The organism is Pedobacter alpinus (assembly GCF_042684645.1).
GTDB classification, from domain to species: domain Bacteria; phylum Bacteroidota; class Bacteroidia; order Sphingobacteriales; family Sphingobacteriaceae; genus Pseudopedobacter; species Pseudopedobacter alpinus.
The window spans coordinates 32,225-56,196 of sequence record NZ_JBHULV010000008.1 but is presented as its reverse complement, the minus strand read 5'-3'; the positions used below and the strand labels follow the sequence as shown (position 1 = coordinate 56,196).

General features: G+C 33.9%; 18 protein-coding genes. 7 read left to right on the top strand and 11 right to left on the bottom strand.

Going from position 1 to position 23,972, the window contains the following annotated elements:
* Positions 1-28: 28 nt before the first annotated feature.
* Positions 29-793, bottom strand: a complete 765-nt coding sequence (locus ACFSSE_RS01350) for a CDP-alcohol phosphatidyltransferase family protein (protein ID WP_379040942.1) — start codon at positions 791-793, stop codon at positions 29-31.
* A gap of 362 nt (positions 794-1,155) precedes the next feature.
* Here ACFSSE_RS01350 and ACFSSE_RS01345 point away from each other — a divergent pair, with 362 nt between their 5' ends.
* Entirely contained in the window at positions 1,156-2,430 is a 1,275-nt protein-coding gene (locus tag ACFSSE_RS01345) for a M24 family metallopeptidase (RefSeq protein WP_379040943.1), read from the top strand.
* Between the two features lie 111 nt (positions 2,431-2,541).
* Here ACFSSE_RS01345 and ACFSSE_RS01340 read toward each other — a convergent pair whose 3' ends face one another.
* Entirely contained in the window at positions 2,542-3,354 is an 813-nt protein-coding gene (locus ACFSSE_RS01340; RefSeq protein ID WP_379040944.1) for an ATP-binding protein, read from the bottom strand.
* Between the two features lie 539 nt (positions 3,355-3,893).
* On the opposite strand from ACFSSE_RS01340, the gene dnaG reads away from it, so the two are divergent.
* The 6 genes from dnaG to ACFSSE_RS01310 all read left to right on the top strand — a co-directional run bounded on the left by dnaG (position 3,894) and on the right by ACFSSE_RS01310 (position 13,454).
* The gene (gene dnaG, locus ACFSSE_RS01335) at positions 3,894-5,834 is read left to right on the top strand and encodes a DNA primase (protein ID WP_379040945.1); all 1,941 of its coding nucleotides are present in this window, start codon (positions 3,894-3,896) and stop codon (positions 5,832-5,834) included.
* Positions 5,835-6,200 carry a YraN family protein gene (locus ACFSSE_RS01330; RefSeq protein WP_379040947.1) on the top strand — a complete coding sequence of 122 codons (366 nt, stop codon included), beginning with the start codon at positions 5,835-5,837 and terminating at the stop codon, positions 6,198-6,200.
* 95 nt (positions 6,201-6,295) lie between these two features.
* Positions 6,296-7,405: a glutaminyl-peptide cyclotransferase gene (locus tag ACFSSE_RS01325; protein WP_379040948.1), complete on the top strand. Its 1,110-nt coding sequence runs from the start codon at positions 6,296-6,298 to the stop codon at positions 7,403-7,405.
* A gap of 38 nt (positions 7,406-7,443) precedes the next feature.
* A complete protein-coding gene (locus ACFSSE_RS01320; protein WP_379040949.1) occupies positions 7,444-7,758 on the top strand; it encodes a DUF6660 family protein in 315 nt (104 codons plus the stop codon).
* Between the two features lie 135 nt (positions 7,759-7,893).
* A complete protein-coding gene (locus tag ACFSSE_RS01315) occupies positions 7,894-12,264 on the top strand; it encodes a CusA/CzcA family heavy metal efflux RND transporter (RefSeq protein ID WP_379040950.1) in 4,371 nt (1,456 codons plus the stop codon).
* A gap of 2 nt (positions 12,265-12,266) precedes the next feature.
* Positions 12,267-13,454 carry an efflux RND transporter periplasmic adaptor subunit gene (locus tag ACFSSE_RS01310; protein ID WP_379040951.1) on the top strand — a complete coding sequence of 396 codons (1,188 nt, stop codon included), beginning with the start codon at positions 12,267-12,269 and terminating at the stop codon, positions 13,452-13,454.
* Between the two features lie 62 nt (positions 13,455-13,516).
* Here the strand turns inward: ACFSSE_RS01310 and ACFSSE_RS01305 are convergent, their stop codons facing one another.
* The 9 genes from ACFSSE_RS01305 to ACFSSE_RS01265 all read right to left on the bottom strand — a co-directional run bounded on the left by ACFSSE_RS01305 (position 13,517) and on the right by ACFSSE_RS01265 (position 23,782).
* On the bottom strand, positions 13,517-14,362 hold the full coding sequence (locus ACFSSE_RS01305; protein ID WP_379040952.1) for a hypothetical protein: 846 nt from the start codon (positions 14,360-14,362) through the stop codon (positions 13,517-13,519).
* A 69-nt stretch (positions 14,363-14,431) separates the two neighbouring features.
* The gene (locus ACFSSE_RS01300) at positions 14,432-15,370 is read right to left on the bottom strand and encodes a DM13 domain-containing protein (RefSeq protein WP_379040953.1); all 939 of its coding nucleotides are present in this window, start codon (positions 15,368-15,370) and stop codon (positions 14,432-14,434) included.
* Between the two features lie 68 nt (positions 15,371-15,438).
* Positions 15,439-16,797: an acyl-CoA dehydrogenase family protein gene (locus tag ACFSSE_RS01295; protein WP_379040954.1), complete on the bottom strand. Its 1,359-nt coding sequence runs from the start codon at positions 16,795-16,797 to the stop codon at positions 15,439-15,441.
* A 465-nt stretch (positions 16,798-17,262) separates the two neighbouring features.
* Positions 17,263-17,604, bottom strand: a complete 342-nt coding sequence (locus tag ACFSSE_RS01290; RefSeq protein ID WP_379040955.1) for a HopJ type III effector protein — start codon at positions 17,602-17,604, stop codon at positions 17,263-17,265.
* A gap of 119 nt (positions 17,605-17,723) precedes the next feature.
* Entirely contained in the window at positions 17,724-20,210 is a 2,487-nt protein-coding gene (locus tag ACFSSE_RS01285; protein WP_379040956.1) for a zinc-dependent metalloprotease, read from the bottom strand.
* 116 nt (positions 20,211-20,326) lie between these two features.
* Positions 20,327-21,034, bottom strand: coding sequence for an SDR family oxidoreductase (locus ACFSSE_RS01280; protein WP_379040957.1), 708 nt, complete (start codon positions 21,032-21,034; stop codon positions 20,327-20,329).
* 194 nt (positions 21,035-21,228) lie between these two features.
* A complete protein-coding gene (locus tag ACFSSE_RS01275) occupies positions 21,229-22,281 on the bottom strand; it encodes an NAD(P)-dependent alcohol dehydrogenase (protein ID WP_379040958.1) in 1,053 nt (350 codons plus the stop codon).
* Between the two features lie 354 nt (positions 22,282-22,635).
* Entirely contained in the window at positions 22,636-23,028 is a 393-nt protein-coding gene (locus ACFSSE_RS01270) for a VOC family protein (RefSeq protein WP_379040959.1), read from the bottom strand.
* Positions 23,029-23,572: 544 nt separating this feature from the next.
* Positions 23,573-23,782, bottom strand: coding sequence for a dihydrofolate reductase family protein (locus ACFSSE_RS01265; RefSeq protein ID WP_379100725.1), 210 nt, complete (start codon positions 23,780-23,782; stop codon positions 23,573-23,575).
* Positions 23,783-23,972 lie beyond the last annotated feature (190 nt).

The window sequence follows — 23,972 nt, the reverse complement described above, 5'->3', positions numbered from 1 at the left end:
AAATTTATAAAAGGTATGATTATTTAAACTACAAAAATATTCTTCTTATCCCAATAAAAACTAAGATAAAAACAGAGTATCCAATAAAAAACGGAATAACATATAAATGCAAATTCAACAATAATAAAATTGACATACAAAGTAATTGAAATCCTAATCCATAAATAGAAATCAGTGTCATAAACCATTTAGGAAAAGGTTTACTGTTTGGTGCATTTTTATCTAACTGGTAAATTATTTTATCAAAAACTCCGTAAAAAAAGTAATAAATTTTATACAGCCTATTTACTGTACTTTGCTTCTCGCCTTTTAATGCAATTGGAGCTTCAATTTCAAAAATGCGGCTTGTAGAGTCACCGTTTACACTATTTCTCAAAATAACATAATAATAATTATACACTGTGCCTTGCAACTGAATCCCAAAAAAAGCTAAAAAAGTATAAAGCAAAGACCCATCAGTCACGTACATAAAAGTTAATAGAAACAGCAAATTCAAAATAATATCTGCAATAGAATCGTAATAACGCCCAGTGTATGACGGTGTGTTTTTTAATCTTGAAAGTTCCCCGTCTGCTGCATCTAAAGTTGATTTAAGAATTAATAGAAATGCTGCTAATGCAAAATATTTAAACAAAATAGCTGCAATTGCAAAAATACCAGAGATAATAAATAAAGTAGTAATTCCAATTGGAGTTATACCAGTATTTACCAATGAAGTTGCTATCCAACGACCAGGACGCCTTCCATAATCTGATAAATCAACAAATTTAAACTGCTTAGGTAGTTTCGACATTTTATGATGGTGAAATCAATCAATTATTTGATTGATTTTATTCCTGAAATTTATTTGAACTGCGAATTTACATAAAACATAAAATAAAACCTGTTTCTATTAATAAAAGAGGGAGATTGCTATTATAAGATTAATACTCTAATGATAAAAAAATCAAAAAATCTTTACAAAAAGAACAAATTTTGCTTAAATGAAATTTAAACAAGCTTTAAGTCAAACCATTTAAAACTGTAAAAGTTTTGTAGTAGAAAGATTAACAGCTTTAAATATCTTTATTTCGTCCTTTAATTGCCCTATATTTATTGGATAACGTTTAGAATTCCTTATGTAAGCTGTTACAAAACACCCATATTAACTGATAAATGAAAAGAAAAGAATTTTTAGGTCTATCTGCTTTAGCTGCAACTGCTGGGCTTACTTTAGGATTTACTCAGCTAAACAACCATAAAGAAAAAACATATTCTCAAGAAATAGAAAAACTAAAATTAACAATTAGTGATGCTGAACCAATTACTGTTAAAGAAAGAGAAAATAGAATTGCAAAAGCGCAACGCTTACTCATAGAAAATAAAATTGGTGCTTTAATATTAGATAGTGGCACATCACTCAATTACTTTACAGGTGTAAAATGGGGCCAAAGTGAAAGGGCAATGTTAGCAATTATTCCTGCCAAGGGAACTGTAAAATACATTTGTCCGGCTTTTGAACTGGATAGGTTAAAGGAAAGAATTATTATAGGTAATGATGTACGTGTTTGGGAAGAGGATGAAAATCCTTTCCGTTTAGTTGCTCATATTTTTAAAGAATTGGGTATTAAAGCTGGAGATATTGGCTTAGAAAAAAAAGTGCGCTTTTTTATAATGGATGGCATTAAAAAAGAAGCCCCCCACTTAAATTATGTAAGTGGCGACCCAATTTCTGTTGCTTGTAGAATTATAAAATCTGAAGCAGAAATTAAACTGATGCAGAAAGCTAATGACATTACATTGGCTGCTATAAAAATTGGTGTGAGCAAACTACAGGAAGGGATGAAACAAAGCCAACTTGCAGCCATAATTATGAAAGCTCAAAATGATTTAGGTGGCAATGCAGATTTTGCTTTATGCTTATTTGGTCAATCGTCTGCCTACCCACATGGTAGCAAGCAAGCGCCAACTTTGAAAACTGGAGATATTGTTTTAATGGATTGCGGTTGCACAGTTGAAAGTTATAATTCTGACATAAGCCGTACTGTTGTTTTTGGAAATAGCCCAAGCAAACGCCAAGAAGAAATATGGAATTTGGAAAAAAAGGCGCAATTAGCAGGTTTTGAAGCCGCTAAAGTTGGGGCAACTTGTGAAGCTGTAGATTTTGCTGCAAGAAAAGTATTAATTGATGCAGGCTTTGGGCCAGGTTATAAATTGCCTGGTTTGCCACACCGCACTGGCCATGGTATTGGTATGGACGGACACGAGTGGAGAAATATGGTTAAAGGAAATAAAAAACTGCTTGAACCCGGTATGTGTTTTAGCATAGAACCAACAATTTCTATTATTGGCGAGTTTGGTATTAGGTTTGAAGATTGTGTTTATATGACAGCGGATGGACCACAATGGTTTTCGCAACCTAGCAAATCTATTAATGAGCCATTTGGATAGCAAATTAATGGCAATGCCTCATTATATAAAAGAATAATTAAAGGATTTTAAGCAAACACTAAAAAAAACATTAAACCAAAACTGTTTTAATAATAAAATGCAATAATAAAATTACTGCACTTTGTAAGCTACCACACTATTTTTATTAAATGTAGGTACATATAAAATATTTGATTTGGGATTAAAACCAATATCAGCAGTGTTAATTTTATCTGCTCTGGTATCCATTAGCAAAGTAAAAGTACCGTCTTTTTTAATATGATAAATTAAACCCACCCAACAAGTAGCTAAAAAATCTCCATTGGCATAAGGCTCTAAACCATCGCCTCCGGCAGCTAAACCTTTTGCAATAGTTTGTATTTGTTTGTTTTTATCCACTTTTATTAAGGCTGGTCCGCTTAAAATATGGAGCTCATTGTTAATAAATTTAAGTCCATTTGCACTTTTAATACTATCTAAATAAAGATTAGGAATATCGTTTTTTATTTGGTGTACTTTGGCTAATCTGGTATCAGAAACAAATACTTCGCCTTGCTTGTTAATTGCTATATCATTTAAAAATACAGACCCACCAATTTGGATTTTAGCTTCTACCCTAGCAGATTTAATATCAATTTTAACTACTTCATTAATATCGGCTACGTATAGTTTTCCTTTATAAACACCCATACCTTTTGGTGCATTTAAACATGTAACCCAATCTTTACTAATTATAGTTCCATCCTCGCTTAAAATGGCAATACCTCCTTTTCCATCAGCTTTTGCGCCATCGCCATCTATTAAAGAAACATAAAGTAAATTGCCAATTGGCAAAACAGATTCGGGCGTTGCCAAATCTTTAGTTTCCCAAAGTTTATTCAGTTTTAATTGTGCGTTACTTGTGATGGTAAAAGATAACAATAGTATAGAAAATAGTAATTTCATGGTGTTATTTTTAAAAGACTAAAAGCTAAATTAATGATTAGGAATTGGATTTTATAAGCTCCAAAACCATAAATAACCTGCCTAAAGATATAAACAAATTCAAGATTAGCCATAGCCTCTTTTTTGTTAATGTGGTGTTTCCTGTTAAAGACTTATGAAGTTTCCTAGTCTAACCAGGCTTTCTATTCTTTGAGGACCCCGCTTTATTTAGCCCAAACATAATCTGTCATTCTGTAGAACCGTACATTATATTTTTTTGCGTTTAGGTCAAAGCAGGGTCTCTCTTTTTCAGGACCCTGCTTTATTCAGCCCAAACATAATCTGTCATTCTGTAGAACCGTACATTATTTTTTTGCGTTAACGATGGAAATAACACCCCGGATTGACCGCCTCTTTAGCGGGCAAACGGAGTTATAACGGACAGCGTGTTACCTTGCCTACCAGCAGGTAAAAAACGCAATATTAAATTCATAAAAAACCCTTACCCTAAAACTTTACTTTGCGGCTCACTTAATTTTCTGCAATTTTGCACCTACCGCATGATAAAAAAGGAAACCATTGATAAAATTCTTGAAACCGCTTTAATTGAAGAAGTGGTTGGCGATTTTGTGAACCTTAAAAAAAGAGGTTCTAGCATGACTGGTTTATGCCCTTTTCACAACGAAAAATCTCCTTCTTTTCATGTATCGCCTGCTAAAGGAATTTTTAAATGTTTTGGCTGTGGTAAAGGTGGCGACTCTGTCCATTTTATTATGGAGCATGAGAAATACAGCTACCCCGAAGCCTTAAAATACGTTGCCAATAAGTACAATATAGAGGTTGAAGAAACCGAAGTTACACCAGAATTTAAGTTAGAACAAGACCGCAGAGAGAGTTTATACATAGTTTCAACGTATGCTGCATCGTTTTTTGCGGATACTATGTGGAATACTGATACTGGTAAAACAATTGGCTTAAGCTATTTTAAAGAACGTGGTTTTAGGGATGATATCATCAAGAAATTTGAATTGGGCTATTCGCCCGATGACTGGAGCGCACTATTAGATGCTGCTGTTACAAATGGCTACCAACAAAACTTTTTAGAAGATGTTGGCTTGGTGATTAAAAACGACCAAGGTAAAGTTTACGATAGGTTTAGAGGCCGAGTGATGTTCCCAATCCATAATTTTACGGGCAGGGTAATTGGTTTTGGTGGCCGTACTTTAAAAACAGATAAAGCTGTAGCTAAATATGTAAACTCGCCTGAAAGTGATATTTACCATAAATCTAATGTGCTTTACGGCCTTTTTCAAGCTAAAAAAGCAATCAGAGATTTTGATAATTGCTATTTAGTAGAAGGTTATGCCGATGTATTATCTGTACAACAAGCCGGCGTTGAAAACGTAGTGGCATCTTCTGGTACATCTTTAACTACAGAACAAATTAGGTTAATTGCCCGTTTTACCAAAAGTGTCACCATTTTATACGATGGTGATGCGGCAGGAATAAAAGCTTCTTTACGAGGCTTAGACATGATTCTGGAGGAAGGTTTGGATGTGAAAGTCGTACTTTTCCCTGATGGACATGACCCTGATTCTTACATTCAAAAACTAGGGGCTGCTGCTTTTAAAACACATATAGATAAAAATAAAAAGGATTTCATTTTTTATAAAACAGAGATTCTTTTAAAAGATGCCAGTAATGACCCCATAAAAAAAGCAGGTGTAATTAGGGAAGTGGTAGAAAGTATTGCTAAAATTCCTGATGCCATTAAAGCTTCTGTTTTTTTAAGAGAGTGTAGCAATTTGCTACAAATGGAAGAGCGTATTTTAATTACCGAGCTAAATAAAATGCGTTTAGCAAAGGCGAAAAAAGACGCTCCAAAACCTCAATCGAATTACGAGGAAGGTCCATCGCCAGAAATGGAAGCCATGTTATATGGTGCCGAAGAAGTTGCTGCACCTATTATGCAAGCAGACGAATTTCAGGAGCGAGATATGATAAGGGTTTTGTTGTTATACGGAAACCAAATGGGCAACTGGGACGAAACTACCGACACCTATATTGGCCCATATATTATTTTGCATTTAAGCGATGTGGTTTTTATAAACCCACTTTACGCCAAAGTGGTTAAGTTTTACCACGATGAATTAGAGCAAGGCAGATTACCAACCGAAAAAGATTTTATACAACACCCAGATAGAGAAGTTTCTTCTTTAGCTGTTTCTTTAATTTCTAGCCCTTATTTACTGAGTGAAAACTGGTATAATATGCATAATATTACTGTACCAGATGAAACTGAAAAGCTAAGAGGGACAGTTATGGGCGCAATATTTCACCTGAAAAAGAAAAAAATAAGCGCTATTATAAAAGCTAAGCAAAAAGCCATTCAAGAAGAAAAAGATGCAGATAATGTGATGATTTTGATGAAGGAATATTTAGATTTAAAAGAAGTTGAAAAGTACATCTCTAAATATTTAGGTTCGGTAATTATTAGGTAAATGGCTAGGCATAATGATGATGGTAAACAGGCAGAAGTGCTTGCAAAAGCTTTTTTAGAAAATAAGGGTTACCAGATTTTAGACCAAAACTGGACTTTTAAAAAAGCCGAAGTTGATTTGATTGCCTACCATAACAAAACCTTAATTTTTGTAGAAGTAAAAGCCCGCTCTGGTACTGGCTTTGGTAAACCCGAAGAATTTGTTGACGATAAAAAACAAAAGCTGCTCTCTCAGGCAGCTGATGAATATATTTATTTAATGGAACACGAATGCGAAATTCGTTTCGATATTATAGCTATTTTATTTAAAAAAGACTTTGAACAATATGAAATTAACCATATTGAAGATGCCTTTTGGAACTACTGATTCCAAAATTACTGCTACTCAATTATCCTTAAAATAAAATAAGACCTTAGCAAAAACTCCCTAAACGCTTTAATTTAGTTTTTAAACAATATTAATTGGCATTATTTAAAGCAAAGTTTTACTTTAGCTATTCACATCCAGTAATTAGCATGAATTATAAAAACATCATAGGTTTATTTATTTTAAGTACAACTTTCTTACTTTTTTCTTGTAACGATGATAAAAAAGCAAGCCCGTCTTCTTCTTATTTTACAAGTCCAGAAAGTGGCGATGTAATTAAAGCTGGTGATGAAATTAACTTGAAACTGAGTTTCGCTGATGGTTTAGTAGATTCTATTCAATACTATTTAGACACCGTAAAAGTTGCCACCAAAACAGATACTGCCCAATTTAATTTACCTAGTGCTGGCTTATCACTTGGGAGCAGGTTAATCACAGCCAAAATTTATAGAAAAGGAGTTGCCGAAGAAGTTACAAGTAACGTTGTGCTTTTAAGCAGAATTAAACCAAAACAATATGGTTATAAAATAATTAAAACCTACCCTCATTCTACTACATCTTACGTGGAGGGTTTAGAATACCATGACGGTGTATTTTATGAAAGTGCTGGAGATTATGGAAATTCAAGTTTAAGAAAAGTTAGCTTAGATGGTAAAGTTTTGCAACAGAAAGATGTAGACAAGCAATATTTTGCAGAAGGAATGACGGTAATTGGCGATAAAATTATACAGTTAACTTATAAAGAAAAAGTAGGTTTTGAGTATGATAAGGCCACCTTCAAATTACTTAAAACATTCCCTTACAACCACGCTGCAGAAGGCTGGGGTTTAACGTTTGACGGTGAAACTGTTTATAATACAGATGGTAGCAACCGCATTTTTAGATTAGATAAAAACACCTACATGCCAAAAGGTATTATTGAAGTGTATGATGAAAAAGGCCCGGTAACAGGGTTAAACGAATTAGAATGGATTGATGGTAAAATTTATGCCAACATTTACACATCGGAATTAATTGCTATTATAAACCCTAAAACTGGTGAAGTAGAAGCATATATAAATATGATGGGTTTACCACATGGACCATTAGGCGACCCAGACCAAGATGTTTTAAACGGAATAGCTTATGATAAAGCTGGTAAACGCTTATTTGTTACCGGTAAAAAATGGGACAAACTTTTTCACGTAGAATTAGTTCCACTATAAATTAAAATCATTTTAAATCTCTTTTTTGTACATTTGAAATGATGAGGATATTTTCTTCCATATTAATGCTTTTAATATTAGCCATAAATTTTAAACCATGTGCTGATGAATTGCCATCAAAAGAAAATACCATATCTAAAACTATTCAACAAGAAAACCCCAACAATCAAAACGAACAAGATGATTGTAGTCCATTTTGTTATTGTGCTTGTTGCGCTATCAGAACTTTAACGCGTAATTTTGCTTCTCTCAATTTTTACGCTGCAAATTTAGCCAAAACAAACTCCGTTCATATTTGTGGCAAAACAAACAATGCTATATACCCGGTATGGCAACCTCCAAAAACAGCTTAAATTTTTTTTAATAATTAAAGATTTTCTTGGACTAATTAAGGAGCTTTAGGTTCTTTAATATACACCGACTAATTGTTGGCAACGAAGGCGAAAAATTCTTTTTATTTAAAATTCATTTAAAAAACTAAGACAATTATGTTGGATAGAATTATAAAATTCTCCATAAAAAATAAACTGGTTATTAGTGTTTTTACACTAATTTTAATTGCTTGGGGTTCCTACTCAATAAAGCAATTACCAATAGATGCTGTACCAGATATCACCAATAATCAGGTACAAATTTTAACCACATCGCCCAGTAATGGTGCAGAGGATATTGAACGTTTTGTGACTTTTCCTTTAGAGCAAACCATGGCCACCATCCCAGATTTAGAAGAAGTGAGGTCTTTTAGTCGTTTTGGTTTATCTGTAGTTACTTTAGTTTTTAAAGAATATGTAGATATTTATTGGGCAAGGCAACAAGTAAACGAACGTTTAACAGAAGCCAGCAAAGCTATTCCGGACGGAATGGGGAAACCGGAAATTGCACCATTAACTACCGGTTTGGGAGAAATTTACCAATACGTTGTACATACAAAAGAAGGTTATGGTAAAAAATACGATGCCACACAATTAAGAACCATACAAGATTGGGTTATCCGAAGGCAATTATTGGGCTTACCTGGCATTGCAGATGTGAGTAGTTTTGGAGGCTTTTTAAAACAATATGAGGTTTCATTAAATCCCGAGAAATTGCGAAGTATGAATATTAGCATTGCTGATGTTTACGATGCATTAAAAAAGAATAACCAAAATACGGGTGGATCTTACATTGATAAAAAACCTACTGCTTATTTTATTAAAAGTGAAGGATTAATTACCAGCATAGCCGATATTGAGAATATTGTAGTTAAAACCAATAATAACAGCACACCTGTTTTAATAAGAAATGTTGCAGATGTAAAAATTGGCGCTGCCACTAGATACGGCGCCATGACAAGGAATACAGAAGGCGAAGTTGTTGGTGGCTTGGTATTAATGCTTAAAGGTGCAAATGCAGCAAAAGTTATTGCTGATGTAAAAACCAGAATGGCTCAAATAGAAAAAAACTTACCCGAAGGGATTTTGGTTGAGCCATTTTTAGACCGTAGCAAATTAGTAGATAATGCCATTAGCACAGTTACAAAAAACCTTCTAGAAGGCGCATTGATTGTGATTTTTGTTTTGGTTTTATTGTTAGGGAATTTTAGAGCGGGTTTAATTGTAGCCTCCGTAATTCCGTTAGCCATGCTTTTTGCCATTGCCATGATGAATCTTTTTGGCGTAAGTGGCAACCTAATGAGTTTAGGCGCCATAGATTTTGGTTTAATTGTAGATGGGGCGGTAATTATTGTAGAGGCTACACTCCACCATTTATCATTAAGAAAAAACAAATTAGCTTTAAATCAAGCGCAAATGGATGAAGAGGTTTACCAATCTTCGTCAAAAATCCGCAACAGCGCAGCCTTTGGAGAAATTATAATTTTAATAGTTTACCTGCCAATTTTAGCTTTAATAGGTATTGAAGGTAAAATGTTTAAACCCATGGCTCAAACGGTAAGTTTTGCCATTTTAGGAGCATTTATCCTTTCTTTAACTTATGTGCCAATGGTAAGTGCTTTATTCTTAAGCAAAACGGTTAGCACTAAGAAAAACATTTCTGATAAAATTATGTCCTCTTTTCAAAGGATTTATACCCTAATGTTAAATTTCGCTTTAAAAGCCAAATTGCTTGTTTTAGGCATTGCCATGGCACTTTTAATAGGGGCAGTTTTACTTTTTAACAGCATGGGCTCAGAGTTTATTCCCACACTTGATGAAGGAGACTTTGCAGTAGAAACCCGTGTGTTAACTGGAAGCAGTTTATCACAAACCATTGAGGCAGCAACAAGATCAGCGGAAGTGCTAAAAAATAATTTTCCAGAAGTTATAGAAGTGGTGGGTAAAATAGGTTCAAGTGAAATCCCGGTAGATCCTATGCCTGTAGAAGCTTGCGATTTAATTATTGTTTTAAAAGATAAAAAAGAATGGACCAGTGCCAATAACAGAGAAGAACTTGCAGAAAAAATGCAAGCAAAGTTAGAACAACATGTACCCGGAGTTACTTACGGTTTTCAGCAACCCATACAAATGCGTTTTAACGAATTAATGTCGGGCGCAAGACAAGACGTAGTAATTAAAATTTATGGCGAAGATTTAAAAATGTTAAGTGCTTATGCTAAAAAAGTAGGAGCTATTGCCAGAAGAATTGATGGAGCAGAAGATGTTTATGTAGAACAAGTATCTGGCCTACCACAAATAGTGGTTAAATTTAATAGAGATAAAATAGCACAATTTGGTTTAAATGTTGAGGACATTAACACCGTAATTAATACCGCATTTGCAGGGCAATCTGCAGGGTTGGTTTTCGAAGGCGAAAAAAGGTTTGATTTGGTGGTAAGGGTTGGAAAAGACCAACGTCAAAGTTTAAACGATATTAAAAATGTTTACATCACCGCCCCAAACGGCAGCCAAATTCCGCTTACGCAATTAGCTGATGTTAATTTTGAAATTGGCCCAAACCAAATACAAAGAGATGATGCCAAACGTAGAATTATTGTAGGTTTTAATGTGAGAGGTAGAGACGTTAAAAGCATTGTTGAAGAAGCACAACAAAAAATAGATGCTGAAATTAAATTTGAAACAGGCTACTATCCTACTTATGGTGGTACTTTCGAGAATTTAGAAGCTGCTAATGCTAGGTTAGGTGTTGCTGTGCCGGCAGCATTACTACTTATTTTTCTTTTACTTTATTTCACTTTTTCATCTGTAAAACACGCATTGTTAATTTTTACTGCCATTCCATTATCTGCAATTGGTGGCGTGTTTGCCTTAGGGTTACGCGGAATGCCTTTTAGCATATCAGCCGGAGTAGGTTTTATTGCACTTTTTGGGGTAGCCGTTTTAAACGGAATAGTTTTAATTGCAGAATTTAATCGACTAAGAAAAAACGGAATGACAGATTTAATAAGCATTGTAAAAGAAGGAACTGCTGTTAGGCTTCGCCCAGTGATTATGACTGCCTTAGTGGCATCATTAGGTTTTTTACCCATGGCATTATCTAACAGTAGCGGTGCCGAAGTGCAGAAACCATTGGCAACCGTTGTAATTGGTGGTTTGCTAACCGCAACTTTATTAACCTTAATAATATTGCCAATACTTTATATTCTATTAGAAAAATATCAGCTTAAAAAGGTTTCCAAAAAATTAGGATTGGTTTTATTGATTTCTGGCTTTTATTTAACTAGTACAAAAGCGCAAAACAAAACTTATACTTTAGAACAAGCTATCGCGACAGCAAAACAAAACAACCAAGGCTTATTGGCTAATGGTTTAGAGGTTAATATGGCCGAAGTTTTAACAAAAGGCACAACGGAAATACCTAAAACAGATTTAGCTGTACTATATGGGCAAACTAATAGCATTGTAAAAAACGATAATAATATTTCTATTGTACAAAAATTCCCCTTCCCTACTGCATTTGCTGCAAATACTGGCTTAGCAAATGCAAAAGTAGAAAGTGCAAAGAAAATGCTGTCTGTATCCACAAATGAGTTGGTTTATCAGGTTACTGTAACCTACCAAATGTTACAGTATTTATACGCAAAAAAAGAACTATTGCTAAAGCAGGATACTATTTTCTTTGGATTTAAAAAAGCTGCAGATTTAAGGTTTAAAACAGGCGAAAGCACACTATTAGAAAGCACAACAGCCAATACTCAATTTAACGATTTGCAAAATAAATTAAAGCAAAACATATCTGAAATTAATATCCAGCAATCAAAATTGGCAGTACTTTTAGGCACTACTCAGGCTATTGATATTGAAGAAAAACAATTTAAAGCGTTAGAGTTTTTTGGCGATAATGATAGTACTTTGGTTCAAAACAACCCAGCATTTGCTTACCTCCAACAGCAGCGCACAGTTTTAGAAAACCAAAGAAAAGCCGAAGTTGCAAAAGCTTTGCCCGATATTACTTTGGGTTATTTTAACCAATCATTAATAGGTATTCAAAATGTTAACGGTCAAGAAGTTTATTTTGATGGAAATAAACGTTTTCAAGGGGTTCAATTAGGGCTTTCTATTCCTTTGTTCTTTGGTAATTACCAAGCAAAAGTTAAATCTATTGTTATCGCTAAAAATATTGCCAGCAATAATTTAAACTATTACCAACGTCAGTTAATGGGCGATTTTGAACAAAACTATCAAGAATATTTACAGCAAAAGGAAACTTTGGTCTATTATGAAAAATCGGCTTTGCCTAACGTTTTATCAATAGAAAAAACAAGTAAAACAGCTTACCAAAGTGGTGAAATTGGTTACCAAGAATATTTATTGAGCTTAAAAAGCGCACTCGAAATTAAAGCCAACTATTTAATAGCTGTAAAAGAATTGAATGAAAATATTGCCCAATTAACCTATTTAACAGGCAATTTAAACCAAAATTAATTATGAAATTGAGATATAAAATTTTAAGCATTTTGTTGGTATTTAGTATATTAACATCATGCGGAAGCAAAGAAAATAAAGCAGTTGAAGCGCATCATGATGAAGAAGAAGCGCATGAAAACGAAGTAAGCTTAACCCCAGAGCAATTTAAAGTGGCCAATATACAATTAGGCTTAGTGAGTGAAAAAGCCTTAAGTGGAACCATTAGAGTGAATGGCCTATTAGATTTGCCGCCACAAAGTAAAGTGTCTTTATCAACTCCTTTTGCTGGCATTCTTAAAAGCACTAACATGCTGCAAGGTAAAAAAGTAAGAAAAGGTGAGGCTGTAGCTGTGTTAGAACATCCAGATTATATAGAAGTACAACAATCTTATTTAGAGCTAAAAAGCCAAAGCAATTATGCCAAAGCAGATTTTGAACGTCAGCAAGAATTAGCTAAAGAGCAAGTTAATGCACAAAAATCACTACAAAAAGCAGAAAGTGACTATCAAATTTTGATGGCAAAATTTAATGCTGTAAAAAGTAAATTAAAGTTAATGAACATTAATATTAGTAATTTAGATAAAGGCAATTTAACCAATACCATTACTTTATACTCGCCAATAAATGGTTATATAACAACAGTAAATAAAAACATAGGCGCAATGGTAAACTCCAATGATGTAATTTTAGAAATTGCCGATACAGAGCATTTACACGCCGAACTTACTGTTTATGAGAAAGATGTGCCTAAGCTTAAAATTGGGCAAAAAGTACGTTTTGTTTTAGCTAATGAACAAAAAGAACGCATGGCAACAGTTTATTTAATTGGTAAAGAAATTAGCGCAGAACGTACCATTAATATTCATTGCCATTTAGATGAAGAAGATGCCCATTTAATACCTGGAATGTACTTACAGGCTTTGGTAGAAAGCGGAGTCAAAAAAATGCTTTCCTTGCCAGAAGATGCTATTGTAGATTTTGAAGGCGATAAATATGTTTTTGTTGCCCAAACTTCTGAAAATAAAAATGAGCATCGTTTTAAAATGCTAAAAGTAAATTTAGGAGTTGCAGAGCTGGGTTATGTTGCTATTGAAATCCCAGAGTTAAAAGACATACAGAACGAGCAATTTGTATTAAAAGGTGCTTACGATTTATTGAGCCAGTTAAAAAACCGGGAAGAAGAAGAAGAAGGTGGGCATGGGCATTAAATAAAAGCTAACCCTAACAACTGCAAATTACATCTACCTATTACTTTTACCAAAATACCAGCTTACCATTTTAAATAAAATCCAGCATTATAATTAGGCGCTTTTAAAACATTTTTGGCATAAATGGCTCCTGCTACAGACCCGCTTACTCCAAGTTTTGGAGTAATTTGATAATTTAGTTCGAAAGATGGAGAAAGGTACTCTATGTTATTTGCAAACAGACTTCCTTGTGAGGTGAGTGCGTTTCCGTTTTTAAAAGGTAAAACGCCATTCACTTTAATGATAGGAATAAACTTTTTAAAGGTAAACCCAAGTTCAAAGCCATAACGCAATTCATCAGAAAAACCCTTTGTACGGTTATTGAAACCCGTATAAATAGAAGCATAAACAGGTTTTGGGTAAAAGGAATGACTGGCATCAACTCTTAACATTTGATTAAACTCTCCGTCTCCAGTCTGTAATATACCAGTTTCGCCTGCACCAGTTTTACCAAAGGGTAATCCAAATACTAAACTTGTGCTTAATACTATTTTTTTATCTTGAAAAAAGCCGTATTTGATCCCTAAATCGGCATCTCCAACACCACTTGTTTGATCGCCAGGAATGGTTTTACCACTTTGCCTAAATTGTATATCGTTAATTGTTTGTTTAACGTAAAACGGAAAATTAAGAATACCAGTTATCTTATTGCTAATTCCATACTCCGCATAAATAGAAGTGCCAAATTGGTTAATTGTTGTAATATCAACAGTGCTACCGTCAGGTGCGAAGTATTTGTTGCTACTTACAATATTCTCTGCAAGTTTAATATAACCGTCGCCTTTTTCTTTTACCCATCCTTGCGAAAAAACTGTTTGTGTACTAATTGAAAGTATAATAATCAATACTGAGAGGTACTTTATTTTCATTAAAATGACTTTATAAGGTGAAAAGCATTATTGGATATTTGGATATCAATTTTAAAAGATAAGATTTTCTTATTTTAATTCGGCGTAACCAAATGTTAAACTTGCTGGTTTACAAAAAATAATTACATATTTATAATCACGCAGGGCAACGCCGCTTTTAATTTGGCTCACGTTAAATGTTTTGGCACCGTTGGTTTTAATCTCGCCTAATTCTAAACCTACCGAACGTACTGTTGCGCCGTTAGTTGAGTTGGCTAAGTAAATAAATGTTCCCAAGGCAAAACTTGTTTGGAAATTGCTGGATAAATTTAAAATAACCTCTCCGTTAACGGTCTTTAAGGTTGCATTGCCAACAGCTCGGTAACCACCTGTAGCAATAAAGCTACCCATTAATTCATTACTGCTACCCACGGTAAAATCAATACTATTACTTTTTATACCATCAATTTTTCCGTAAATACTAGCTACTCCGTTGGCTACTGCGGTAATTTTACCATTGGCATCTACTTTTAAAATATTTTCATTTTCCGAAAACCATTGTACAGTTTGCCCATTAACAGTTTGTCCGTTAATGTTTTGAGCACTGATGCCCAAGTTTAAACTTTCATTCAATGTTAAAGAAGTTTTACTGGCAGTAATGGTTACTTTAGCAATCGCATTATCATTAGCAACAACAGTTATGTTTATAGCATTTGCAGTGGTATTTTGATATTGCGTGTAAATTTGTGCGCTACCTGCTGTTAAAGCAGTTATTTTACCTCCCGAATTCACACTTACAATTTGAGGTTGAGTGGACACCCAAGTATAAGGTACTATTTTTTCTATTCCGTATTCATCAAAATATTTTGCGCCTATTGTAGCAGTTTCGCCTAATCTAAAAACTGTTTGGTTAGCAGAAAGCTCAAATTTTGGGTCAACTATAGCGTCGTCTAAAATATCTGTACCTTGGCAAGCACTAAGTGCTAAAAATGATAGAAATGCAATTTTAGAAATGGTTAACTTTAGCATAATTTCTTTCTTGATAATTAAATATCGAGAAAAAATCTTGTATTTTTTTAAATTTTTAAATAAACAGTTTATACAAAAGCACTAAACCCTGTAATTGCTCTACCTACAATTAAAGTATTTATTTCTTTTGTACCCTCGTAAGAGTAAATGGCTTCCGCATCGGCAACAAAACGAGCGACATCATATTCTAATAAAATACCATTTCCGCCCATTACTTCGCGGGCTTTGCTTACTACATCACGGGTACGCATGGTGCAAAACACTTTAGCTAAAGATGCATGTTCGTCTGTTAACTTACCTTCATCTTGTAATTTAGAAAGCTGAAAAACCAAAGTTTGCATTGCTGTTAAATTAGAAAGCATTTCTACCAAATGGTTTTGAATTAACTGAAAAGAAGCAATAGGTTTTCCAAACTGAATACGCTCTCTGGTATATCTTAATGCGCTTTCATAAGCTCCTCTAGCACAACCTACAGCCATCCAGGCAACACCAGCCCTTGTCATTTGTAAAACTTTTGCGGTGTCTTTAAAAGAGTTACAGTTTTGCAATCTGTTTTCTTCTGTTACCACACAATCTGTTAAGTTAATAATGGCGTTTTGTACAATACGTAAAGCCATTTTATCTTCAATTTTTTTGGCAGAAAAACCCGGATTTCCTTTTTCTACAATAAAACCTTTTACTTGGTTATCGTCTAAATCTCTGGCCCAAATAATATTTACATCAGCAAATGTGGCGTTGCCAATCCATTTCTTTTGCCCGTTTAACACCCAAGTATCGCCGTTTCTTTTTGCTGTTGTTGTTAAGCCGCCTGCCGCTGCCGAACCTACTTCGGGTTCTGTTAAACCAAAAGAACCTATTAACTTTAATTGTTGCATTTGTGGCAACCATTTTTGCTTTTGTTCTTCGGAACCGCAAATGTATATAGAACCCATTGTTAAGCCACTTTGTACCCCAAAAAATGTAGCTATAGAAGCATCTATTCTCCCCATTTCATTTGCAATAATGCCTTCCATTAAAAAAGAACGATTAGGGCAACCGTAACCTTCATAAGTTAAACCGCAGATATTAAGCTCTGCCATTTTTGGTATAATTTCAAAAGGGAATTCGGCCTTGTTCCAATATCTATTTACAATAGGCTTAATCTCAGTTTCCATAAAAGCTCTCACTTTCAATTGCAATGCCCTATCCTCTGGAGATAAAGCATCCGAGAGTTCGTAAAAATCACCATTAATAGGTGGCAGTTCTTTTTTCTTACTCCCGCCACTTACCATTTTCATTAAACCCGAAATTTGCTTTTCGTCAAGTTTACTAAATTGGTTCATTACCGTTGGTAAATCAACTTTTCTTGATAAAGCATCTAACTGATTTAAATCTACAGTTTTTAGTAACTGATAAATATTTTTGATTTTAGAGAATAGTCCAGACATAAGGTTTATTGGGGTTATTGATTTTACAATATAGTAAAATTGTTTGTTGAACAACAAAGGCAAAATTGGTTTAATTCAATTTTGCCCTTAAACATTCAAAATTTCAAAATTTTATTTCTTTAAAGCATTTCAGTAGCTGTGTTAGAATGTATATACGAAATCTCTCTTTTACTTTCAGTGCGGTTTGTATAGTCTGATAACAACCAGACTAAAATACCACAATTGCAAAAACTAGAAAGAAGTTTCTTGCTAATTCAACTTCTAAATATTGTATTAAAAAGCCAAACCTACCAATGCAAAAGAAACTACTAATTCTATCTTCGCATGTATTTTAAGCGAGATAAAACGGACTAAGCTGTATTTGAAATTAGTAAAGGCAGTTAAAACTAAATGAATTTAGCCTAAACCATAAGCACAACCAGCAATAATACTTGGCAAATTGAGTAATAATTGATTAGTTATAATTTATTTCTCTGCTAAAGCTTTTCCTTCAAATTTAATTCCATCCCAACCATTCGCCATAAACTGCCTAATGTTTTGATGGTCTGTTGCTGCTGGTGTATCTAATACGGCTTTATAATGTTCTGCAAATAATAATAACGTTTCTTCTTTTTTTAAATTATTGAGTTTTGCAAAAGAGAATACTTTAGCACTGCCTTGGTTTTGTGTAGTTTCATTATAAGCTTCGCCGTTTTTAAAAGCTGTTGGTGTATGGTTATACAATGAATCTATAAAGGCAATAACGTTGGTAAATGCAATTTGATTTTCTTTTAAATCTTGTAATAGTGTGCTGATGTTTTCTTTCATATTATATTTTTAGCTATAAATATAAAACAAAAGAGCTAACCCTAAACCCCAAAATCTAATCCAAAAAAAATCAGCATTAGGAAAACCTAATGCTGATTTAAAAATTATATTAAAAGATCTTATTTTTTAGGATCTAAAATAGCATCTATTCTTGCCAAAGCATCAACCAAATGTGCTTTTAAAATAATGTTACCGTATTTAGGCAAACTTCTTTTAATTTCTGATTGTAAGTTAGTTAAAGCCAACCTAGCCATTGGCCTAATGTCTGATTGCGCAGCATTAATTCTTGTAGGCTCTCCAAAAGTAACCGACTGGCTTTCTGTTAATAAATACTCTAAACGAGAAATATATGCTCTTTGCAAACCTCTTCGGTATAAATCTATATTTGCACCACTGGCTAATTCACTAAATATTCCCTTTTGCAAATCCCCAAACAATTCATCAATTGAATAAGCATTAGCGCCATTTTTAGCGCTATTATCAATTACTCTAGCTAACCTAGCAAATTCTAAAATGCTACTTAAAACACCTGTTTGCATTCTGCCCACACGCTCTATCATTGTAGCATTATCAATCTTAGACAAAGCTTCATTATCAAACATCCAAGTTGGTGTTTTAAACGCTTGATCATTGATAAACTTCATGGCTTCTTTTTGTTTCGCTTTTGCTACATGAGTATAAACCGCCCCGGCTTGGTCGTAAGTTTTATCATTCTCATAAATACCACCAATGTTAGATTTAACATGACCCATATAACGGGTAAACTGACCTATCACCTCGCCGTATAATTCTTGTAAATTATTATATGGTTGGCCTTCTTCATAAGTCCATTTTTGAATGTTTGGTAAAATTCTCTTCAAGTTTGCAATACCATAAGTTGAAGCTTTAACAGCATCATCTCCTAAATCTTCTGATTGCGCTCTTGGATCTACAGGGTTACCAGTTTGTTGTCCGTAAAAATAAAGTGGATCTCCAGCTTTTTCTACCGTCCATTTATTTAAGATAGCAGATTCTTCTGTAGTAGATTTATTATCAAAATAAGTATAACCCCATTTAACAGCCCATTTATCATAAGGGCCAATGCCTGGATACAATAAAACACCTTTATCTTCTGGTTGTGCAATGTAATTAAAACGAGCATAATCCATAATTGATGGTGCTGTGCCTCCCATTCTTTTTGTAAAAGCAGCAGAACGTAAAGAATCTACTGGATAGGCCACACTTGAACCAAAGTTATGAGGTAAACCCAAAGTATGCCCAACTTCATGTGAAGACACAAAACGAATTAACTGCCCCATTACCTCATCTTTAAATTTAGGCATGCGAGCATCAGGATTAACCGCCGCTGTTTGTACAAAAAACCAGTTACGCACTAAATTCATTACGTTATGGTACCAACCAATATCTGATTCTAAAATTTCGCCAGAACGAGGATCTGAAATATGCGGACCGTAAGCATTTGCAATATTTGAAGCAAAATACCTGATTACTGAATACCTAGCATCTTCTGGAGACCAATCCGGGTCGTCAGTTGGTGCTTCTAAACAAGTAATGGCATTTTTAAAACCAGCTGCTTCAAAAGCTGCATTCCAATCTTTTACACCATCAATTAAATAAGGTCTCCATTTTTTTGGAGTTGCTGGGTCAATGTAGTAAACAATTTGTTTTTTTGGTTCAACCAATTCGCCTCTTGCATAAGCAGCAGGGTCTTTTGGTTCTAATCTCCAACGGGCAATGTAACGTGTTACTGTTGCTTTTTGTGCATCTAAACCGTAATCTGTTTGTCTTTGAGAAAAATAACCAACCCTGTCATCATAAACTCTAGCTTGCATTGGTACCTTTGGTAATAAAACCATTGATGTTGCTAACTCTACCGTCATAGAACCTAAAGAATTATCAACAGGTGGGCTTGTTGCATTGTAGGTTTTAACAGTTCTAACTTCAATATTAATTGGGAAAGATTTGATAGTATCTATATAAGAACGAGTCTCATCTAACCTTGTAATTTTGTAAGTAGTTTTAGTTCTTTGTGCTAAACCTAATGCTGCTACATCTTTAGAAAACAATTCCGTAACATCAATTACTACTCCGCTAGAGTCTTTACTTAAGGCTTTAACATCAAAAGAAGCTAAAATAGGTTCCAAATTAGAGTTACGCACAGATTCGTACATATCAGAACCTTCTGCAGCTATATTGCTGTAAGATGGTACTCTAATCATTACTTGGTTACCTCTTTTTTCCCACTTCCATACTTGCTCGTTAATTTGTTCGCCACCATAAGTGCCATCTTCACTAGGTACTTTTACATAACGAGTTACTGCAAGCATTTCTCTTCCAAATAAAGAGTCGGGAATTTCGTAATAATACTTATCATCTAATTTATGTACAGTAAATAAACCTTGGTCTGATTTTGCTTTAGCTGTAATTACCTCTTTATAAGGTTTAATACCATCTTTTTTAGCTGGTGGTGTGGCACTAGCTGGCTTTGAAGCTGATGTTGCGGCGGCTTTCTTTTTATTTTGCTTTTTTGCAGAACAACCTGCAACAGCTACCGATAATAACAACATGGCAACCAACTTAACTGGTCGTAAATTTTTAATCATCATATTTAGTGTTATGGTAAAGAAGTAAAAATAGGTATTAACAACTTATTTTTATTACTATAACTGTATTGTTACTATTTAATGATTTATATAAAAATTTAAGCTAATAGCAGTTCATGTTAATTAGTTGTTTTAGTTGGTCTTACCTCAATTTTACTTGGTAATGTTCTTGGGTTCATATTTAATAAATCGGAAACCAATTGCCCTATATCTTCGGGTTGTATTTTCCAAGCATCTTTTTCTTTATCTGGCGTATGGTCTGCAAAGTTTGTTGCTACAGAACCAGGCATAATGGTACTTACCTTAATACCGTAATTACGTAAATCTAACATCATGGCTTGCGAAAAACCTGTTAAACCAAATTTACTTGCATTGTAGGCAGCTCCACCTGCAAAAAAGTTCGCTCCTGCTAAACTTGAAATGGTAATAATATATCCTTTAGATTTTTTAAGTGCTGCAATTGCTGCTTTAACGCTATAAAACACACCAGTTAAATTGGTGTCAATGGTGTCTTGCCATTCATCAATACTTAGTTCATCAATTGGTGCAAAATGCCCAACACCAGCGTTAGCAATTAAAACATCTAAGCTTCCAAATGCTTCAATTGTTTTTTTAACGGCATTTTGCTGCGAATCCCAGTCTTTCACATCTGCCGCTATTGCTAAAACGTTATCTCCTAATTTTTTTGCAGCTTCATCAGCACTTTCTTGAGTTCTACTTGTGATTGCCACTTTTATGCCTTGCTTTAATAAAGCTGCTGCAATTCCGTAACCAATTCCTTTTGTTGCGCCAGTAATTAATGCAACTTTATTTTTTAAATCTTCCATTGTATTTTTTTGTTTAATGATAAAAGCTTTAAGGCTTTTTTTAATCTCTCCAATTTCTTTGCCATTAAGCGATATGTATTTAAAACATATTAAAATTGATGTTTTTGGTTAGCATCATTTTTTTCATGAGTAATTGGAATTAAACAAACAAGGAGCCTTTTAAAACGCTCCTTGTTTGTTTAGATGAATTTCTCTTATCCTTCTTTTAAAGATTTCATGTCAATCACAAATCGGTAATGCACATCACCTTTTAAGGTACGTTCATAAGCTTCGTTAATTTGATCAATATTAATCATTTCGATATCTGAAACAATGTTATGTTCTGCGCAATAGTCTAACATCTCTTGAGTTTCTTTAAGACCACCTACTAAAGAGCCTACCAAACTTTTACGCCCCATAATTAAAGAACCTGCATGTACTGGCATTGCTTCTGGCGGAACACCTAATAATACCATTACGCCATCAGTTTTTAATAAAGCTAAATAAGCATTATAATCATGAGGGGCAGAAACGGTATCAATAATTAAATTAAAACTGCCTGCCAATTTTCTCATGTTATCCTCATTGGTGGTTAATTCAAAATGATGTGCTCCTAATTCGTCTGCATCTTTTGCTTTTTCTGGCGAGCGACTTAACATGGTTACCTCGGCCCCCATTGATGCCGCTAATTTTACTGCCATGTGCCCTAAACCACCTAAACCAATAACAGCTACTTTATCCCCTTTTTTACAATTCCAATGTTTTAATGGAGAAAAAGTGGTAATACCCGCACACAATAATGGTGCTACCGCAGCTAAATCTAATTTATCAGAAACTTTAAGTACAAAACTCTCTTTAACTACAATATGAGTAGAGTAGCCACCATAGGTGATGGTTTTTTTATCTTGTAAAAGCGAGTTATAAGTTTGCGAATGACCATTTTCACAATATTGTTGTAAGTCATCTTCACAATTTGCACAATGTCCGCATGAATCTACAAAGCAACCAACGCCTACCGTATCTCCAACTTTATGTGTGGTCACATCAGCACCAATGCGACTTACTTTACCAACAATTTCATGTCCTGGTACAACTGGGTACATGGCGCCACCCCATTCATTACGGGCAGTATGAATATCAGAATGGCAAACTCCACAAAATAAAATTTCTATTTCTACGTCTGTAGCTCCTGGCTCTCTGCGTTCTAATTGATATGGTGCTAATGGTGCGTCTGCTTTTTGGGCAGCGTATGCTTTTACTAATGTCATGTTAAATTCTGTATTTTATTTAGGCAACATTGCCTATGGCTATTTTGTTTGATTAGAATTATTCTTTTATAATTCTAATCAACTGATGTGCCATAGCTTTGTGTTGGTTTAAACTGATTGTTTTTATGACCTTATCATTAGCGTTTTGAATGAAAATTATAGATTTAACCATTTGTGGGATTAAACTAATTTAAAAAACCTGTTTTTTTGATGCTTTATTCAATTGGTGGAACGAAACATTAATGCTTAAAAAAGAACATTTTAAACTACTGTTATAAATTAAAAAAGCCACAAATATTTTTGTGGCTTTCCTTAATATGGGTTTTTATTTTAAAGAACGATTGTCAGTATTTTTTATTTATCAGAATGAAAACCAATTGAATTTCCTTCTGTATCCATTACTACTGAAATAAATCCGTGTTCTCCAATCTGAAATTTTGTTTGTAAAACTTTCCCTCCTGCTGCTTCAACTCTTGATGTTTCAGTTGCACAGTCTTCGCTGGTGAAATATACTAAAGTACCACCAACCCCTGGTTTTATGTCGTTAGTTTTACATAATGCACCACTTATATTTCCTTGGCCCGGTTCCCACGGAAAGCTTAACATTTCTAAATCTCCAAAATCTCCTGGAGCTTGCATAGCAATCATTTTAATAGCTAAAACTGTTTCGTAAAATTTTTGAGCTCTGCTCATGTCATCTACATAAATTTCTACCCAAGTAAACGGATTTTTTATTGGTGTTGCCATCTTCTATCTATTTTATTTTGTGAACATTTATTTTCAGTTTTTGCATTTTTATATTGGTGATTATGCTAAAACACTAATTTAGTAAATACCTATCTATTTAAAAATAGCTTAGATCTTTAATAATGTGTTAATTAAAAAAAATGGTTATAGCAGAAAAAGGAGGATGAAATTATTATGGTCAATATGTAGATTTTAACTTGTGGTTGGTGTTATCACCAATCACTATTGTTTTAGAGCAATTCGTAAGCAATATTATTATGTGGTGCGGTGAAAACCTACTAATATAAAATTAGCTATAGAACATCAATAGTGCTTAAATAATCGAGGCTTAAAAGTCCAATTTGGTTTAACTTAACTTGTGGTTGGTGTTATCACCAATCACTATTTTTTTTTAAAGCAATTGGCAAGTAAATTCAATTTTCAAAAATAAAAGATTAGCCATCACATGAAACATATATGTGGTGCGGTGATAACACCGACCACAGGTGAAAAATGAATTTAAGTGATCCTATTGGAATACTTAAACAAGGGGGGTATGTTTCTTCTAATTGTCTGCACATTTATAATGAAGTTGAGTTAGTCCTTTGTCAAATGATTTTACCGAAATAAGTTCTAATTTTTGTTCTGGTCTACCGTCTTTAAATAGTTTTATGCCATTACCTACTAGTATTGGTATAACAGAAATTATAAACTCGTCTATGAGGTCAGATTTTAGAAGTTCATTTACAATTTCTGCTCCACCATCGCAGAATATATTCTTTCCATTCTCTGATTTAAGTTTATCAACAAGCGTTTTAAGGTCCCCTGTATAAAACTTTACAGATGGAATTGCAATAGTTTACTAGAGGTTTTTTATTGTCAGATTATTGTTTTTTGAGGAGCATTAATTAGATTTATAAAAGCCAATATTTATGCTGCTGTTTTGGATTGAATTAATAGCTCTC

Excerpts from the sequence above, each read along its gene's own strand:
- ACFSSE_RS01300 (WP_379040953.1), bottom strand. The coding sequence starts at position 15,370 with ATGCTAAAGTTAACCATTTCTAAAATTGCATTTCTATCATTTTTAGCA.
- ACFSSE_RS01275 (WP_379040958.1), bottom strand. The coding sequence starts at position 22,281 with ATGACATTAGTAAAAGCATACGCTGCCCAAAAAGCAGACGCACCATTA.
- ACFSSE_RS01345 (WP_379040943.1), top strand. The coding sequence starts at position 1,156 with ATGAAAAGAAAAGAATTTTTAGGTCTATCTGCTTTAGCTGCAACTGCT.
- ACFSSE_RS01285 (WP_379040956.1), bottom strand. The coding sequence starts at position 20,210 with ATGATGATTAAAAATTTACGACCAGTTAAGTTGGTTGCCATGTTGTTA.
- ACFSSE_RS01290 (WP_379040955.1), bottom strand. The coding sequence starts at position 17,604 with ATGAAAGAAAACATCAGCACACTATTACAAGATTTAAAAGAAAATCAA.
- ACFSSE_RS01280 (WP_379040957.1), bottom strand. The coding sequence starts at position 21,034 with ATGGAAGATTTAAAAAATAAAGTTGCATTAATTACTGGCGCAACAAAA.
- ACFSSE_RS01330 (WP_379040947.1), top strand. The coding sequence starts at position 5,835 with ATGGCTAGGCATAATGATGATGGTAAACAGGCAGAAGTGCTTGCAAAA.
- ACFSSE_RS01320 (WP_379040949.1), top strand. The coding sequence starts at position 7,444 with ATGATGAGGATATTTTCTTCCATATTAATGCTTTTAATATTAGCCATA.
- ACFSSE_RS01350 (WP_379040942.1), bottom strand. The coding sequence starts at position 793 with ATGTCGAAACTACCTAAGCAGTTTAAATTTGTTGATTTATCAGATTAT.
- dnaG (WP_379040945.1), top strand. The coding sequence starts at position 3,894 with ATGATAAAAAAGGAAACCATTGATAAAATTCTTGAAACCGCTTTAATT.
- ACFSSE_RS01305 (WP_379040952.1), bottom strand. The coding sequence starts at position 14,362 with ATGAAAATAAAGTACCTCTCAGTATTGATTATTATACTTTCAATTAGT.
- ACFSSE_RS01310 (WP_379040951.1), top strand. The coding sequence starts at position 12,267 with ATGAAATTGAGATATAAAATTTTAAGCATTTTGTTGGTATTTAGTATA.
- ACFSSE_RS01340 (WP_379040944.1), bottom strand. The coding sequence starts at position 3,354 with ATGAAATTACTATTTTCTATACTATTGTTATCTTTTACCATCACAAGT.
- ACFSSE_RS01315 (WP_379040950.1), top strand. The coding sequence starts at position 7,894 with ATGTTGGATAGAATTATAAAATTCTCCATAAAAAATAAACTGGTTATT.
- ACFSSE_RS01295 (WP_379040954.1), bottom strand. The coding sequence starts at position 16,797 with ATGTCTGGACTATTCTCTAAAATCAAAAATATTTATCAGTTACTAAAA.
- ACFSSE_RS01270 (WP_379040959.1), bottom strand. The coding sequence starts at position 23,028 with ATGGCAACACCAATAAAAAATCCGTTTACTTGGGTAGAAATTTATGTA.